Origin of the sequence: Nocardia sp. NPDC059195 (genome assembly GCF_042754695.1) — a bacterium.
Taxonomy (GTDB): domain Bacteria; phylum Actinomycetota; class Actinomycetes; order Mycobacteriales; family Mycobacteriaceae; genus Nocardia.
The window spans coordinates 59,240-75,280 of the sequence record NZ_JBHZBG010000027.1 but is presented as its reverse complement, the minus strand read 5'-3'; the positions used below and the strand labels follow the sequence as shown (position 1 = coordinate 75,280).

Annotated in this window: 14 protein-coding genes and 2 tRNA genes; 10 read left to right on the top strand and 6 right to left on the bottom strand. The window is 66.9% G+C overall.

The window, feature by feature from the left end; translation table 11 throughout:
• Positions 1 to 117: 117 nt before the first annotated feature.
• Positions 118 to 1,296 carry an MFS transporter gene (locus ACFXKN_RS26925; protein WP_379434050.1) on the bottom strand — a complete coding sequence of 393 codons (1,179 nt, stop codon included), beginning with the start codon at positions 1,294 to 1,296 and terminating at the stop codon, positions 118 to 120.
• 303 nt (positions 1,297 to 1,599) lie between these two features.
• Here ACFXKN_RS26925 and ACFXKN_RS26920 point away from each other — a divergent pair, with 303 nt between their 5' ends.
• The 4 genes from ACFXKN_RS26920 to ACFXKN_RS26905 all read left to right on the top strand — a co-directional run bounded on the left by ACFXKN_RS26920 (position 1,600) and on the right by ACFXKN_RS26905 (position 4,234).
• Positions 1,600 to 2,373 (top strand): fumarylacetoacetate hydrolase family protein, encoded by a 774-nt coding sequence (locus ACFXKN_RS26920; RefSeq protein ID WP_378965008.1) that lies wholly within the window; start codon positions 1,600 to 1,602, stop codon positions 2,371 to 2,373.
• A gap of 20 nt (positions 2,374 to 2,393) precedes the next feature.
• Positions 2,394 to 3,869, top strand: a complete 1,476-nt coding sequence (gene gltX / locus ACFXKN_RS26915; RefSeq protein WP_378965014.1) for a glutamate--tRNA ligase — start codon at positions 2,394 to 2,396, stop codon at positions 3,867 to 3,869.
• A 193-nt stretch (positions 3,870 to 4,062) separates the two neighbouring features.
• A tRNA-Gln gene (locus tag ACFXKN_RS26910) sits at positions 4,063 to 4,134 on the top strand.
• Between the two features lie 27 nt (positions 4,135 to 4,161).
• Positions 4,162 to 4,234: transfer RNA gene (locus tag ACFXKN_RS26905), tRNA-Glu, on the top strand.
• Positions 4,235 to 4,285: 51 nt separating this feature from the next.
• Here the strand turns inward: ACFXKN_RS26905 and ACFXKN_RS26900 are convergent.
• Entirely contained in the window at positions 4,286 to 4,987 is a 702-nt protein-coding gene (locus ACFXKN_RS26900; protein WP_378965024.1) for an IclR family transcriptional regulator, read from the bottom strand.
• Positions 4,988 to 5,050: 63 nt separating this feature from the next.
• Here ACFXKN_RS26900 and leuC point away from each other — a divergent pair, with 63 nt between their 5' ends.
• From leuC to ACFXKN_RS26885, 3 genes are all read left to right on the top strand, one after another.
• On the top strand, positions 5,051 to 6,475 hold the full coding sequence (leuC, locus tag ACFXKN_RS26895) for a 3-isopropylmalate dehydratase large subunit (protein WP_379434044.1): 1,425 nt from the start codon (positions 5,051 to 5,053) through the stop codon (positions 6,473 to 6,475).
• A 35-nt stretch (positions 6,476 to 6,510) separates the two neighbouring features.
• Positions 6,511 to 7,119 carry a 3-isopropylmalate dehydratase small subunit gene (gene leuD / locus ACFXKN_RS26890; RefSeq protein WP_378965041.1) on the top strand — a complete coding sequence of 203 codons (609 nt, stop codon included), beginning with the start codon at positions 6,511 to 6,513 and terminating at the stop codon, positions 7,117 to 7,119.
• A 156-nt stretch (positions 7,120 to 7,275) separates the two neighbouring features.
• A complete protein-coding gene (locus ACFXKN_RS26885; protein ID WP_056811975.1) occupies positions 7,276 to 7,923 on the top strand; it encodes an HU family DNA-binding protein in 648 nt (215 codons plus the stop codon).
• 122 nt (positions 7,924 to 8,045) lie between these two features.
• Here the strand turns inward: ACFXKN_RS26885 and ACFXKN_RS26880 are convergent, their stop codons facing one another.
• The 3 genes from ACFXKN_RS26880 to cofC form a co-directional block, all read right to left on the bottom strand.
• Positions 8,046 to 8,993, bottom strand: a complete 948-nt coding sequence (locus tag ACFXKN_RS26880; RefSeq protein WP_378965050.1) for an NUDIX domain-containing protein — start codon at positions 8,991 to 8,993, stop codon at positions 8,046 to 8,048.
• The gene (locus tag ACFXKN_RS26875) at positions 8,990 to 11,158 is read right to left on the bottom strand and encodes an RNA degradosome polyphosphate kinase (RefSeq protein ID WP_379434043.1); all 2,169 of its coding nucleotides are present in this window, start codon (positions 11,156 to 11,158) and stop codon (positions 8,990 to 8,992) included. The genes ACFXKN_RS26880 and ACFXKN_RS26875 overlap by 4 nt, the downstream gene beginning before the upstream one ends.
• A 72-nt stretch (positions 11,159 to 11,230) precedes the next feature.
• Complete coding sequence (cofC, locus tag ACFXKN_RS26870; protein WP_379434042.1) at positions 11,231 to 11,902, bottom strand: 2-phospho-L-lactate guanylyltransferase; 672 nt, start codon at positions 11,900 to 11,902, stop codon at positions 11,231 to 11,233.
• A 31-nt stretch (positions 11,903 to 11,933) separates the two neighbouring features.
• On the opposite strand from cofC, the gene ACFXKN_RS26865 reads away from it, so the two are divergent.
• The gene (locus ACFXKN_RS26865) at positions 11,934 to 12,929 is read left to right on the top strand and encodes an NAD(P)H-dependent glycerol-3-phosphate dehydrogenase (protein WP_378965069.1); all 996 of its coding nucleotides are present in this window, start codon (positions 11,934 to 11,936) and stop codon (positions 12,927 to 12,929) included.
• A 44-nt stretch (positions 12,930 to 12,973) separates the two neighbouring features.
• Complete coding sequence (locus ACFXKN_RS26860; protein WP_379434041.1) at positions 12,974 to 14,065, top strand: D-alanine--D-alanine ligase family protein; 1,092 nt, start codon at positions 12,974 to 12,976, stop codon at positions 14,063 to 14,065.
• 70 nt (positions 14,066 to 14,135) lie between these two features.
• On the opposite strand, the gene ACFXKN_RS26855 is transcribed toward ACFXKN_RS26860, so the two are convergent.
• Positions 14,136 to 14,909: a DUF3515 domain-containing protein gene (locus ACFXKN_RS26855; protein WP_379434040.1), complete on the bottom strand. Its 774-nt coding sequence runs from the start codon at positions 14,907 to 14,909 to the stop codon at positions 14,136 to 14,138.
• Positions 14,910 to 15,028: 119 nt separating this feature from the next.
• On the opposite strand from ACFXKN_RS26855, the gene ACFXKN_RS26850 reads away from it, so the two are divergent.
• Entirely contained in the window at positions 15,029 to 16,033 is a 1,005-nt protein-coding gene (locus ACFXKN_RS26850) for a thiamine-phosphate kinase (protein ID WP_378965510.1), read from the top strand.
• The last annotated feature ends 8 nt before the right edge of the window (positions 16,034 to 16,041 follow it).

Genomic DNA, 16,041 nt, shown 5'->3' with positions numbered 1-16,041 from the left:
GGAGCGAGCCTTTGTCGTCGGCGTGCCGATCGAATTGCGTTCGGCGAGTGGGAGATAGAGGTATTCGCCCGTGCCGGAATGCAATTCGCGGGCCGGGCTGGAACCCCTGCCGTGCAGCTACTTTCGGGATCCTCTGGGGACCAACGGCACCGCTGCCACAGCGGCGAGCGCTGCCAAGGCGTACACCACGGGGAAGCCGGTCGCTGTGATGACGGCACCGAAAAGTGGTGGGACGGCGGCTATCGCGAGGTTCTGACCGGTGTTCTGGATGCCGAGGCCCCGGCCGCTCCAGAAAGGGCCCGCTATTTCGGCCACGGCCGTGAACGCCAATCCGTTGTCGGACACCGAGATCACCGACGCCGCGACCATCAAGGGGACCGCGGCCCACCACCAGTCGGTCCAGGCGGTGATCGTCAGGGCGGCCATGGCGACGGCGGCGCCGATGGCCACCTGTCGCAGGGGACCGAGGCGGGAGCCGACTCGGTCGGACCAGGCCCCCGCGCCGATTCTTCCTGCGGCGCCGAGGAATTGGGTGACGGTCATCAGCGCGCCCGCGGCGGCCAGTGACCAGCCCAGGTCGACGTGCAGCCACAGCAGACCGAAGGTCCACAGGGTGGCCTGGGGGACGACCAGCAGGATCGAGACACCGTGGATGCGCCACAGCGTGGAGTCGCCGCCGCGGTAGGGGTTGGCTCGGTCGGCCGCCTTCGCGGCTGGTCGCGGTGGGTCGATGATGCCGACCAGGCAGCCGATCGCGGCCACCCCGGCCATCAGCGCGGGCACCAGCATGGCCGCGGGAATGCCATGGTGCGCGGCCACCCAGGGGATGGTGAGCGCGGCGATGCCGACACCGAGCGGTTGCGCGGTCTGGCGGATACCCATGGCCAGTCCACGCCGGTCCGGCGGGAACCAGCCGACGATCACCCGGCCACTGGCGCCGTTGGAGCTGGCAGCGCCGATACCGCCCACGAACAGCAACACTCCGAACGCGACGGGGTTGTCCACCACGGCCGCGGCGACACCTGCCACGAACATCAGCAGCGTGCCCGCCACCAGCACGATGCGTTCGCCGATCCGGTCTACGACGTACCCCCAGGCGATCAGGGTGCAGACCAGACCTACGGTCGGTAGTGCCACCAGCGCACCGGCGGAGGCGAGCGAATCGCCACGAGCGGTGAGCGCGGGCAGCAGGAACGGGGTGCCGTGGATGAAGATCGAACTGGAGGTCTGCGCGAACACGCCGAGCGCGAGCATCAACCAGCGTCTGCCGCTACCGAGCTGCGTCACTTCGACCATCGGCCCCGCGTCTGTCACGATTCTCACCTCGCCGGATTGCACGATTGCATCTCAATATATGAGATTGATGTCTCATTGTTTGAACATCACTGATCACGCTACACCGATGACCCTCCGATGTTGCCCACCGGTGAGGTGTCTGACAGGTCACATCGCCACACACGTGAATCCCGCACGCGGGCAGTGCCTTCGAATCACATCGGTGTGAGCTTGGACGCACTTCGCCCGAGTTGCTATCGAAGGACTCCTGTCGCATCACGGGCGCGTTCGGGCAGGTAGCCCCGTCTCGATAGACTCCGGGGCATGCGCTTAGGTCGAGTTGCCAGTCCCGATGGAGTCGCTTTCGTCAGCATCGAAGGCGACGGTGGCGACGCCGTCGCCAAGGAGATCGCCGAACATCCGTTCGGCTCGCCGACGTTCACCGGGCGGAGCTGGCCGCTGGCCGATATCCGCCTGCTGGCGCCGATCCTGGCGAGCAAAGTGATCTGCATCGGCAAGAACTACGCCGCCCACGCGGCCGAAATGGGTGGCGAGGCACCGGTGGACCCGGTCATCTTCATCAAGCCGAACACCTCGATCATCGGCCCGAACGCATCGATCATCCTGCCGCCCAGCTCTTCTCAGGTCGACTACGAGGGCGAGCTGGCCGTGGTGATCGGCCGTCCGTGCAAGGACGTGTCCGCGGCGAAGGCGTCGGAGGTGATCCTGGGCTACACCATCGCCAACGATGTCACCGCTCGTGATCAGCAGCGCCACGACGGGCAGTGGACCAGGGCCAAGGGCTACGACACGTTCTGCCCGCTCGGCCCGTGGATCGAAACCACGCTGGACCCAAGCGATCTGGAGATCGTCACCGAAGTAGACGGTGAGGTCCGCCAGCGCAGCCGCACTTCGCTGTTCCTGCACGACATTCCGAAGATCATCGAATGGATCAGCTCGGTGATGACCCTGCTGCCCGGTGACGTGATCCTCACCGGCACACCGGAAGGCGTCGGTCCGCTGCGGGCCGGGCAGAACGTGTCGGTCACCGTCGAGGGCATCGGCACCCTCACCAATCCTGTTGCCACCAAGCGCTGATACCGCGAAAGAAGAGAGTCATGACTGAAGTACGGGTCCGTTTCTGCCCGTCGCCGACCGGTACGCCGCACGTCGGCCTGGTGCGCACGGCGCTGTTCAACTGGGCGTACGCGCGCCACCACGGCGGCAAGTTCGTGTTCCGCATCGAAGACACCGATGCCGCACGCGATTCCGAGGATTCCTACCGCGCGCTCCTCGACGCGTTGCGCTGGCTGGGGCTCACCTGGGACGAGGGCCCGGAGGTCGGCGGACCCTACGAGCCCTACCGGCAGTCGCAGCGGCGCGGTCAGCATCTCGACGTGGTGCGCAAGCTGCTCGAGGCGGGCGAGGCCTATGAGGCGTTCTCGACGCCGGAGGAAGTCGAGGCCCGTCACCGTGCCGTCGGCCGTGATCCGAAACTCGGTTACGACAATTTCGATCGCGACCTCAGCGCCGAGCAGATCGCGGCGTACAAATCCGAGGGTCGCCCCGCCGTGGTCCGTTTGCGGATGCCCGACGAAGATCTCGGATGGAATGATCTGGTCCGCGGGGAAACCACCTTCAAAGCCGGTACCGTCCCCGATTTCGCCCTCACCCGTGGCAATGGCGACCCGCTCTACACATTGGTGAATCCGGTCGACGACGCGATGATGCGGATCACCCATGTGTTGCGGGGCGAGGATCTGCTCTCCTCGACCCCACGTCAGCTCGCGCTGTATGCCGCGCTGCAGCGTATCGGGGTTGCCGAGTTCACGCCCGAGTTCGGCCATCTGCCGTTCGTCATGGGCCAGGGCAACAAGAAACTGTCCAAGCGCGACCCGGAATCGAATCTGTTTCTGCACCGCGACCGCGGATTCATCCCCGAGGGTTTGCTGAATTACCTCGCTCTGCTCGGCTGGAGTATCGGCGAGGATCGCGATGTGTTCTCCATGCTGGAAATGGTCGCGGCTTTCGATATCTCCTCGGTGAATTCGAATCCGGCCCGCTTCGATCAGAAGAAGGCCGACGCCATCAATGCCGAGCAGATTCGCCTTCTCGAGCCCGGCGATTTCGGTCACCGCTTGCGCGAGTTCCTCACCGCGCAGGGCCACATCGGCGCCGAAATCGACGAGAAGACCTTCCTGGTCGCCGCCGAACTCGTGCAGACCCGCATCGTGGTGCTCGGTGACGCGTGGGACCTGCTGAAGTTCCTGTTCGTCGCGCCCGAGGACTTCGCGATCGACCAGGCGGCCGGCACCAAGAATCTCGGCGCCGAGGCCGATCCGGTGCTCGACGCCGCGATTGCCGCTGTGGAGCCGCTGGGCGAGTGGACCACCCCGGCACTGGAGGAAGCGCTGAAAAAGGCGCTGATCGACGATCTGGGGCTCAAGCCGCGTAAGGCGTTCGCGCCGGTGCGGGTCGCGGTGACGGGCTCGCACATCAGCCCGCCGCTGTACGAGTCGATGGAGCTGCTCGGCCGCGAGGTCTCGCTCGACCGGCTGCGTGCCGCGCGTGGTTGGGCTCCTGCCGCGCAGTAGCCGTGGGGAGCGGGTGCGGCCACTGCGCCGCATCCGCTTCGACAAGGTGTTAAATCGGCCGAAAAGCGGCTTCTGACCAGGCGATTTGTGGTTTACCCCCTAGTGTTTGGTAATCTTCTCATCGCCGCGGAACACGGCCTCGCAACACCGACAACCACTCGGTGGAGATTGCAAGGTCGGGCGTTTCGGTCTTTGGGGTATGGTGTAATTGGCAACACAGCTGTTTCTGGTACAGCCATTCTAGGTTCGAGTCCTGGTACCCCAGCAAGGTTTCACTCTGTGAGATCGTCCTGGCCCCGTCGTCTAGCGGCCTAGGACGCCGCCCTCTCAAGGCGGTAGCGCGGGTTCGAATCCCGTCGGGGCTACAAAGCAAAGTAAGGCTCCCGGTCGAATCCGACCGGGGGCCTTCTTCGTTTCTACAACCGCTTGTGCAGTGCCTCGGCGGCCGCGACCAGATCGGCGGCCCAGCGCGCGCCCGGCCTGCGACCCATCCGATCGATCGGCCCCGATACCGACACGGCGGCCACGATCACCCCGCCCGCATCGCGCACCGGCGCCGAGACACTCGCCACGCCCTGCGCGCGCTCGGCGGCACTCTGCGCCCAGCCGCGCTTGCGCACCTCGGCCAGTGCCCGGTCGCCGAACACCGCGTCGGCCAGGACCGTGCGCTGCAACTCGGGGTCGGCCCACGCCAGCAACACCTTCGCCGCCGAACCCGCGGTGAGCGGTAGCCGCGAACCGACCGGCACCGTGTCACGCAGGCCGACCGGCGGCTCCAGCGCGGCGACGCAGACGCGCGCGTGCCCGTCGCGGCAGTACAACTGGACGCTCTCGCCGGTGATCTCACGCAGACGGGGCAGAATGGCACTCGCGGCCTCCACCAGTGGATCGGCCGCCCCCGCCGACAACTCGGTGAGCGCGGGTCCCGGCCGCCACAATCCGTTGCCGTCACGGGCCAGCAGCCGATGCGTCTCCAGCCCGACCGCCAGCCGATGCGCGGTGGCACGTGGCAGGCCGGTGCGGGTGCACAGGTCGTTGAGACCGCAGGGCTCGTCGGCGACGGCGTAGAGCACCGCCACGGCTTTGTCGAGAACACCGATACCGCTATGCTGTCTCATAGAACGATACTAACGTCTCAAATGCTGAGATACCAAGTATGTCCGTCGAAAGGTGATCAAGCAATGGCCGAGCGCGCTCGCACACTGGCCGAGAAGGTGTGGGAACAGCACGTCGTCGCCAAAGGCGAAGGCGAAGGTTCCTCCCGCGAACCCGACCTGATCTACATCGATCTGCACCTCGTGCACGAGGTGACCAGCCCGCAGGCCTTCGACGGGCTACGCGCGGCGGGCCGTCCGGTGCGCAGAACCGATCTCACCATCGCCACCGAGGACCACAACGTCCCCACCATCGATATCGACAAGCCGATCGCCGACCCGATCTCGCGCACCCAGGTGGAGACGCTGCGCCGCAACTGTGCCGAATTCGGCGTGCGCTTGCACTCGATGGGCGACCTGGAGCAGGGCATCGTGCACGTCGTCGGTCCGCAGCTGGGTCTCACCCAGCCCGGCATGACCGTCGTCTGCGGTGACAGTCACACCTCCACCCACGGCGCGTTCGGCGCGCTGGCGATGGGCATCGGCACCAGTGAGGTCGAGCACGTGCTCGCCACCCAGACGCTGTCGCTGCGCCCGTTCAAGACGATGGCCATCACCGTCGACGGTGAACTGGCGCACGGCGTCACGAGCAAGGACCTGATCCTGGCCGTGATCGCCCAAATCGGCACCGGCGGCGGCCAGGGCTATGTGCTGGAGTACCGCGGCGAGGCGATCCGCAAGCTGTCGATGGACGCGCGGATGACGATCTGCAACATGTCCATCGAAGCGGGCGCGCGCGCCGGCATGATCGCCCCCGACGAGGTCACCTACGAATTCCTGAAGGGCCGCCCGCACGCGCCGCAGGGAGCCGACTGGGATGCCGCAGTGGCCTCCTGGGACGCGCTGGTCACCGACGAAGGCGCGCAGTTCGACGCCGAGGTCCACATCGACGCGAACACGCTGACCCCGTTCGTCACGTGGGGCACCAATCCCGGCCAGGGCCTGCCGCTGGGCGCGAATGTGCCAGACCCGGCCGAGATCGCCGACGAGAACGAGCGCGAATCCGCCGAGAAGGCCTTGCGCTACATGGACCTGACGCCGGGAATGCCGCTGCGTGAGGTGAGCGTCGACACCGTATTCGTCGGCTCCTGCACCAATGGCCGGATCGAGGATCTGCGTGCCGTCGCCGATATTTTGCAGGGACGCCACGTCGCCGAGGGTGTGCGAATGCTGGTTGTGCCTGGCTCGATGCGGGTGCGCGCGCAGGCGGAAAAAGAAGGACTCGGCGAGATTTTCACCGCCGCGGGCGCGGAATGGCGGCAGGCGGGCTGCTCGATGTGCCTCGGTATGAATCCCGATCAGCTCGAACCGGGCCAGCGCTGCGCGTCTACCTCGAACCGTAATTTCGAGGGCAGGCAGGGCAAGGGCGGTCGCACGCACCTGGTCTCGCCGCTGGTCGCGGCCGCGACGGCGGTCCGTGGGACCCTGTCATCGCCCGCTGATCTGGCCTGAGTCACCGATCACCTACAGATCGAAAGGGAATCGTTATGGAAGCCTTCACCGTTCACAAAGGCATCGGTGTGCCGCTGCGCCGGTCCAATGTCGACACCGATCAGATCATCCCCGCCGTTTACCTGAAGCGCGTGACCCGAACGGGTTTCGAGGACGGCTTGTTCGCCGGCTGGCGTACCGATCCGGAGTTCATTCTCAACACCGAGCCGTACAACCGTGGCAGCGTGCTGGTGGCCGGCCCGGATTTCGGCACCGGTTCTTCGCGTGAGCACGCGGTGTGGGCGCTGTCGGACTACGGCTTTCGGGTGGTCATCTCGTCTCGTTTCGCCGACATCTTCCGGGGAAATGCGGGTAAGGGCGGGCTGTTGGCCGCGCAGATGTCACAGAACGATGTCGAAATGCTCTGGAAGCTGATCGAGGAACAGCCCGGCATCGAATTGGTTGTCGACCTGTCCGCACGCACCGTCACAGCGGGAACCGTCGTGTTGCCGTTCGATATTGACGACTACACCCGCTGGCGTCTGCTGGAGGGTTTGGACGACATCGGCCTCACCCTGCGACAGGCCGACGTCATCGGCGAGTTCGAAAAGGGAAGGCCGTCATGGAAACCCGTGACGCTGCCGGAGCCTATTTCGCGGGCGTAATCAGCTGGGGCGCTTAGGGGCGCATCCCGGGCGGCGGTAGCTGGACGTGTGCTAAACCACATGAATTTTGGCGTGGCACATAGACTCTTGCTCAAACTGGGTTTACCGTGGTACCTAGTCGGTCCGACGACGGGCCATTAGTCTGCGGAGGATTCAATGAACAAGGCGGAACTGATCGACGTTCTGACCGAAAAGTTGGGTACGGACAGGCGGACGGCTACCGCGGCTGTCGAGAATGTTGTCGACACCATCGTCCGTGCCGTGCACAAGGGTCAGAGCGTCACCATCACCGGATTCGGTGTGTTCGAACAGCGCAAGCGTGCCCCCCGGGTTGCCCGTAACCCGCGTACCGGTGAAACCGTGAAGGTGAAGGCCACTTCGGTGCCTGCCTTCCGGCCGGGCGCGCAGTTCAAGGCGGTCATCGCGGGTAAGCAGAAGCTGGCTTCGTCCGGGCCCGCCGTCAAGCGAGGCGTGAATGCCCCGGTGGCGGCGAAGAAGGCGGCAGCCAAGAAGACCGCGGCCAAGAAGACCGCGGCCAAGAAGGCGACGCCGTCGAAGGGTCCCGCGAAGACCACGGCCCGCAAGGCCGCCACCAAGGCACCTGCCGCCAAGAAGACCACGGCGGCAAAGAAAGTGACGGCGGCCAAGAAGGCGCCCGCCAAGAAGGTGACGGCGGCCAAGAAGGCTCCTGCCAAGAAGGTCACGGCCGCCAAGACCACGGCGGTCAAGAAGACCACTGCTGCGAAGAAGGCTCCCGCTAAGAAGACTGCTGCCAAGAAGACTGCCGCCCGTCGTGCTCGTTGATCCTGCCGCAGCGGGATCAGGTCGGGGAATGTGCACGTAACGCCGCATCACCCACCACTGGACCGAGAACGGCCCCGGGAATCCCGGGGCCGTTTCGGCTGTTTCGAGCCGGTCCGGGCGACTCAGGTGGTGACGATTGCCGTCGACAGCGAACGGTCCATATGGTTCGCCGCGACCAATCGGTCGCCGACGAACGACAATGCCCAGACGCTGCCCTTGCGATTGCGCGCCGAGGGCAGCGTGAGCCCGCCCTGCTCGGCCAGCCACTGTGTCAGATCGGGAATCACCCCGCCCTGACTACACACGACCGGCACCCCCCGATCCGTTACCAACGACAGAAATCGTTGCCGCGCCGCGCTTTTCGCTGAATCGTAACCTTGCTCGGAAAACATTGGCTCGCAATTGATTTCGGCATCGAGCTGTTCTGCCAACGGGGTCACGGTTTGGACGCAGCGCAGCGGATCGGCGGAATAGATCTCGGATGCGCCGAACGCCAACAGATTCGGCGTCAATCCCTTCGCCTGCTGTTCTCCGGCGGCCTCGAGCGGACGTAACTCGTCGGGTCCGTCGAAGCGGTGGCGCTTGCCCGCCTTGGCGTGGCGCACCAGCAGCACCGTGTTGGTGCGGGCGGGCAGTCGGGCGAAGATCCGGACGATCTGGCGATCCATCGGATACGACAACTGGTCCATCACCTCGGCGAGGGGGAACCAGCGCAACTGGTCGACTTCGTCGTTCACGGCGAAGTCGCCGTCGGCGGCCTCGGCGGCCCAGTAGTCGACCCGCTTGAGCTGACGGTGGCCTGGGATCGGATAGGTGACGTGGCCGAGATAGCGCCCCAGCGTGGCGGGCAGGCCGGTTTCCTCGCCTACCTCGCGCACGGCCGCGACCACCGGGGTCTCGCCGGGATCGAGCTTGCCCTTGGGCAGCGACCAGTCACCGTATTTCGGTCGGTGGATGACGCCGATCTCCGGGCCCGCGGCGCCGGCACGCCACAGAACCGCTCCCGCCGCATGGATGTTGGGCCGTACCCGCGGGTCGCGCAACGACTCGTCCTTGCTCTGTGCGCTCACGGCTGATCGGGGCGACGCAAACGCATCAGGAAGGCTTGGTGATCACGGACCTGGTCGGCCTCGACATCGGTCGGACTGGCCTGCCAGGTCCCGTCCGGCAGCAGGATCCAGCAGCGGGTCGCCGGATCGAGCGCGGAATCGAACACCTTCGCGAGCTGATCGACGAGCTTGGGATCTTTCACCTGCACCATCACTTCGACGCGGCGGTCGAGATTGCGGTGCATCATGTCGGCGCTGCCGATCCACGTCTGCTCCTGCGCACCGAATTCCATGACCCGCGAATGTTCGAGGAACCGGCCGAGGATCGAGCGCACCTCGATATTCTCGCTCAGGCCGGGCACCCCGGCGCGCAGGCCGCAGATGCCGCGCACCACGATCTGCACCGGCACGCCCGCCTGGGAGGCGCGGTAGAGCGCGTCGATGATCTGCTCGTCGACGATCGCGTTGGCCTTGATCCGGATCCGGGCAGCGCGACCCTGTCCGGCCAGCTCGATTTCGCGATCGATGCGCTCGATGATGCCCGCGCGCACACCGAGTGGCGCGACCATCAGGTTGCGGTAGTCCTCCTTGCGGGAGTATCCGGTCAGCGAGTTGAACAGGTCGGTGAGATCGGCACCGATTTCCGGTGCGGCGGTGAACAATCCGACGTCCTCATACAGGCGCGCGGTCTTCGGGTTGTAGTTGCCGGTGCCGATGTGGCAGTAGCGGCGGATCGTGGAACCCTCGCGACGCACCACCAGGCAGGTCTTGCAGTGGGTCTTGAGGCCGACCAGGCCGTAGACCACGTGCACGCCCGCCTGTTCCAGTTCGCGCGCCCATTTGATGTTGGCCTGCTCGTCGAAGCGGGCCTTGATCTCGACCAGCGCGACGACCTGCTTGCCCGCCTCGGCGGCTTCGATCAGCGAGTTGATGATGGGGGAGTCGCCGGAGGTGCGGTAGAGCGTCTGCTTGATCGCCAGCACCTGCGGGTCGGCCGCGGCCTGTTCGATGAAGCGCTGCACGCTGGTGGAGAAGGAGTCGTAGGGGTGGTGCACCAGCACGTCGCCCTCGCGCAGGGCGGCGAAGACATTGCGCGGGGTCTCGCGCTCACCGAAGGCGGCCGGGGTGGCCGGGACATACGGCGCGTCTTTGAGTTCGGGGCGGTCGACACCGTAGACCTGCCACAGGCAGGACAGGTCGAGCAGGCCGGGCACCTGGATGACGTCGGCGGGGTCGACCTCCAACTCACGTAGTAGCAACTCCAGCATGTGCTCGGTCATGTCGTCGGAGACCTCGAGGCGCACCGGCTTGCCGAAGCGGCGGCGGGCGAGTTCGCGCTCCATCGCCTGCAGCAGGTCTTCGTCGCGGTCCTCGTCGACTTCGAAATCGGCGTTGCGGGTGATCCGGAACGAATGTGTCTCCACCACGGTGAGACCGGGGAACAACAGGTCGAGGTGGGCGGCGATGAGGTCTTCCATCGGCAGGAACGCCGCGATCGCCGACGGGGCGCCGGTGCGGCGCACGCGCACGAAGCGGTCGACGTTGTCGGGCACCTTCACGCGGGCGAAGTGTTCGCCGCCGGTGCCGGAGTCGCTCACGGTGACGGCGAGGTTGAGGCTCAGGCCGGAGATGTAGGGGAACGGGTGCGCCGGGTCGACGGCGAGCGGGGTGAGGACCGGGAACACCTGGTCGGTGAAGTAGTTCGAGAGGCGTTGGCGCTCATCGTCGTCGAGGTCGCTCCAGAGAATGATGTCGATGCCCTCGGCGGCCAGTGCCGGGTTCACCTCGTCGATGAAGACGCGTGCGTGGCGGTCGGCGAGTTCCTGGGCGCGGGCGGTGATCATCTCCAGCTGTTCCGACGGTGAGCGACCGTCGGCCGAGCGCACGGACAGACCGGTTTCGGCACGGCGTTTCAAGCCGGCCACGCGCACCATGTAGAACTCGTCGAGATTGGACGCGAAGATCGCGAGGAACTTGGCCCGCTCCAGCAACGGCAGCGAGGCGTCTTCGGCAAGGGCGAGGACGCGGGCATTGAAGTCGAGCCAGCTCAACTCGCGGTTGAGGTAGCGATCGCGGGGCAACCGTTGTGACGTCGCGTTACCGCCAGAGGTGATCGCGGCCGCGGGTGGCGGGGAAATCGGGGGCAGTTGCTTGATGGTTTCCGTATCGCTCACGGGATCAATCATCCCTCGAGGAAGGGGCACCGCGCATCACGACATCGCACGGATCGTTGCGTCCGGTCCGCAGGTGGCGATCAGCTAGCACACAGTGCGAACGGGATCACTTCTGTGCGGCGAGAATCCGAATTCGCGCAGGGTCGACGCGGTGAATTCGCCGACTCCGAGCGCGCGCACGATGTCGAGATCCTCGGGGGTGTCGACATCGCAGCGCAGGCCGGGCCAGTGCCCGAGCAGTGGCGCGGCGCCACCGTCGCGGTGTGCGTGCGCGGAATCGGCACCGAAGCGGGGCGACAGCGGCGCGGCGGTATCGCGGACCAGCAATGCGGCGGTGCCGGTGCCCGTGTGATCGATCACCACCGATCGAGTGCCGACGGCGACGGCGAGTACGTCGGCGAGCTCGGACGGGCGCAGGGCGGGCAGGTCCGCCTGCAGCGCGAGCAGGTGGGCAGGGCCGTGGCGATCGCGCACGTCGGCGGCGCCGGCGGCGAGCGCGGTATTGAGCGGATCGTCACCGGCCGGGGGTTCATCGAGCACGTGCGCGCCGAGCTCGCGGGCGCGGGCGGCGACCAGCGGATCGGGGGTGACCACGGTCAGCGACAACAGCTCGGGCACAGCGGTAGCGGCCACCACGGTGTCGGTGAACATGGCCAGCACGAGCTGGGCGCGCTGCTCGGTGCTCAGCATGCTCGCCAGCCTGCTCTTGGCCCGGCCGATGTGTTTGACCGCCATTACGGCGTGCACGGTGTGCATGGCTTCGATCCTTGCATGGCATATTGGGCTGATGACGAGGGCGGCGGTTATGGGTGCGGGGTCGTGGGGTACGGCGTTCGCGAAGGTGTTGGCCGATGCGGGGACCGACGTGACGATCTGGGCCAGGCGGGCCGAGGTCGCGCAGGCGCTCGACACCGAGCACCGCAATCCGTTCTACCTGCCCGGCGTGCAGTTGCCGCCGGTGCGGGGGACCGATGATCATCGGGTCGCGCTGGACGGTGCGGATCTGGTGGTGCTCGCGGTGCCTTCGCAGTCGTTGCGGGCGAATCTGGATCTGTGGAAGGGCGATATCGGGTCCGACGCCACGTTGTTGAGTGTGGCCAAGGGGATCGAGACCGGAACGCTGTTGCGGATGAGTCAGGTGATCGCGGAGGTCACCGGGGCTGAGCCGGGGCGCATCGCGGTGCTGTCGGGCCCGAATCTGGCGCACGAGATCGTGGAACGTCAGCCCGCGGCGACGGTGATCGCATGCACCGATACCGAGCGTGCCGGGGTCGTGCAGCGGGCGTGTGCCACCGGGTATTTCCGGCCGTACACCAATACCGATGTGATCGGCTGCGAGATCGGTGGCGCGTGCAAGAACGTCATCGCGCTCGCGTGCGGCATCGCCTCGGGAATGGGTCTGGGCGACAACTCGGTCGCGAGTCTGATCACGCGCGGGCTCGCCGAGGTGATGCGGCTCGGTGTGGCGCTGGGTGCCCAGCCGGTGACGCTGGCCGGGCTCGCGGGTGTCGGCGATCTGGTGGCTACCTGTACCTCGCCGTTGTCGCGCAACCGGTCCTTCGGGTTCGCGCTCGGTGCCGGTGGCACGATGGCCGCCGCGCAGGAAGCGACTAATGGGCAGGTGGCCGAAGGTGTGAAGTCGTGCACATCGGTGCGGGCCCTGGCCGCCGAACACGGGGTGGAGATGCCGCTCACCGACGCGGTGCACAAGGTGTGCCATGAGGGGCTATCGGTGAGCGAGGCGGTCGGTAGCCTGCTCGGCAGGCGGATCAAGCCCGAATAAGGGCGATAGCGCCATGGCGGCGAGAACCTACTACGGTGACGTTCATGACGGAACGGATCAGGGTAGCTGTGGTGTTCGGCGGGCGCAGCAGCGAGCACGCCGTCTCGTGCGTGTCGGCGAGCAGTGTGCTGCGCAACCTCGATCCGACGCGCTACGAGGTGGTGCCGATCGGCATCACCCCCACCGGCGGCTGGGTGCTGGCCGACGGGATCGGCGAATTGGCGCTGAGCCACGGTGTGCAGCCGCAGGTCGACGCGTCGGGGACCGCCCTCACGTTGGCCGCTGACCCCGGCCGCTCGGGTGCGCTGGTGGCGCTCGACTCGAGCGTCGTGCTGGGCAACATCGATGTCGTGTTCCCGATCCTGCATGGTCCCTTCGGTGAGGACGGCACGCTGCAGGGCATGCTCGAATTGGCCGGGATTCCCTATGTCGGCGCGGGCGTGCTGGCCAGCGCGGCGGGCATGGACAAGGAGTTCACCAAGAAATTGCTGGCCGCCGAATCTTTGCCCGTCGGCGTGCAAGTTGTGTTGCGCCCAGGCATCGAAACCCTGACCGACGCGGACCGGGCCCGGATCGGCCTGCCTGCCTTCGTGAAGCCCGCGCGCGGTGGTTCCTCGATCGGCATCACCAAGATCACCGACTGGGCCGATCTCGGTGCGGCCATCGCCGCCGCCCGCGCGCACGACCCCAAGGTGATCATCGAAGCGGGCATCGTCGGACGCGAAGTCGAGTGTGGCGTACTGGAATTCGCCGACGGTGAGGTGCGGGGCAGCGTCGTCTCCGAGATCCGGATGCCCGATGCCGACGCGGCCGCGCCCGAGTTCTACGACTTCGCCACCAAATACCTCGACGACGTGTGCGAATTCGATGTGCCCGCCAAGCTCGACGACGATGTCGCCGACGAGATCCGTGAGCTGTCGGTGCGGGCGTTCCGTGCGCTGGACTGCCAGGGACTGGCCCGGGTCGACTTCTTCGTCACCGAGAACGGCCCGGTGATCAACGAGATCAACACGATGCCCGGCTTCACGCCGATCTCGCAGTACCCGCGGATGTGGGAAGCCACCGGCATCGACTACCCGACGCTGGTGTCGACGCTGATCGAGACGGCGGTCGCGCGCGGAACCGGGCTGAGGTAGCAGGTTCTGTTCGGCCGCAGGGCTTTCGGCCGGGTTGTGCTCGAAAGTCCTACGGCGCCAGTCGGTTAGCTCAGAGTTCGCCCGGAGTCGGTTCGCGGGCAGGCAGATTCGCGTTGATCGTCTCGGACACGGTCTGCAACGCACTGGTGCCGGAGCCGTCGGGGACGGTCAAGGCGATGTAGGTCTCGCGGTCGACGGCGAACCAGGTGCCGGTCTTGCCGACTTCGTCGCGGACCTGGAACCACTTCACGCCGTCGATGACTGTCAGCGGGGACGCGCGGTTGAATTCGAGGGGGCGATCCAGACCGCAGCGCAGCGTGATCGGGTCGCCGCCGTCGGGGAGCTGCCAGGCGCGGGTGGCAGGCGGGGCGGGTTCGACGAGGGTGGCCTTGGTGTGGTCGCCGAGGTCGGCGGGCAGGGCGGGAAGCAGGGCCTGGCAGGCCGGACCGTCGGCGGCGGGGGCCGGGACCGGGCCGAGGGCGAGGGGTTCGCGTTCGACAGGGGCGCGCAGGGCGATGAAGGCGGCGACCAGTACGGCGACGATCAGTACGACCGGTAGGGCGACCGCTGTGGCGATGAGCGCGGGGGAGTGGTGCGACTCGGTGTCGGAGTCCGCGTCTTCGGTGTCGGTGTCGGCGCCTGGGTTCACGGCCGTCGCGTCGACGTCGCCGGGCGTGGTAGACGCCGCTGATCGAGCGTCGGTCGGATCCGCCGCGGCCTGTTGCGCAGCTGCGTCGGTGTTCGCGGCGGACGCCGGCTTGTCGACGGGGGATTTCGCGTCGGTGGTGGCGGTGTCGTCGGGGGCGGTCGCCTCGTCGCGATCCTCCGGTGTCGAGTCCGCCATAGCTGTGTGGTCCTTCCGTTCGGGGGTTCGCCTGCACCGTCGGTGGTGCCCGATCGCCTTCGAAAGGGTACCGTCGGGGCGATTTCGTCGGTCAGCAGCACAGCGGGAAGGGGTCGGTCATCAGCGAGGACAGCCGTCCACAGACGGTGCGTGAGCTGGGCGAATTCGCCTTGATCGACCGGATCAACGCCGGTCGGGAGCAGGCCGCGCACGTTCTGATCGGACCAGGTGACGATGCCGCGCTGGTCGCCGCGCCCGACGGACGGTTCGTGGTGAGCACCGACATGCTCGTCGAAGGCAGGCACTTCCGGCTCGACTGGTCCTCGCCCGTCGACATCGGCCGCAAGGCCATCGCGCAGAATGCCGCCGATGTGGTGGCGATGGGCGCGCGGCCGACGGCCTTCGTGGTCGCGCTCGGCTGCCCTGCCGAAACCCCCGTGTCGGTGGTCGAGGGGATCGCCGACGGGATGTGGATCGAGGCGAGCCGCGCCGGGGGTTCCATCGCGGGCGGCGATCTGGTGCACAGCGAACAACTGGTTGTCTCGGTGACCGCGTTCGGCGACCTCGGCGGGCAAGGCGCGATCACTCGATCCGGTGCCGGCGTCGGCGATATCGTCGCTGTCGCAGGCGAACTCGGCTGGTCGGGTGCTGGGCTGGCCGTATTGACCGGTGGCGCAGACCTTTCCGATCCGGACTTCGCCTATGCCCTTGCGACACACCGTGTTCCGCAACCGCCCTACGCCGCGGTCCTCGACGCTTTCGGCACTCACCCCCCGAGCGCCCTCACCGATATCTCCGACGGATTGCTCGCCGATCTCGGGCATCTCGCCGCCGCCTCGAACGTCGCGATCGATGTCCACCGCGCGGCACTGACCGACCCCGAACTGGCGGCCGTCGCGACATTGCTCGATGCCGATGCCGCGCAATGGATTCTGGCCGGCGGCGAAGACCACGCCTTCGCCGGAACCTGGCCCGCCGGTGTCGCGCTGCCCGCGGGCTGGCGGCCGATCGGTGTCGTCACCGCAGGTAGCGGCGTCACCGTCGACGGCACGGCACCCACCGGCGGCACCGGCTGGGAATCGTTCCGTGGGGCGGACGCCATGCCCACCGACGACGAACGATAGGTTGTGCG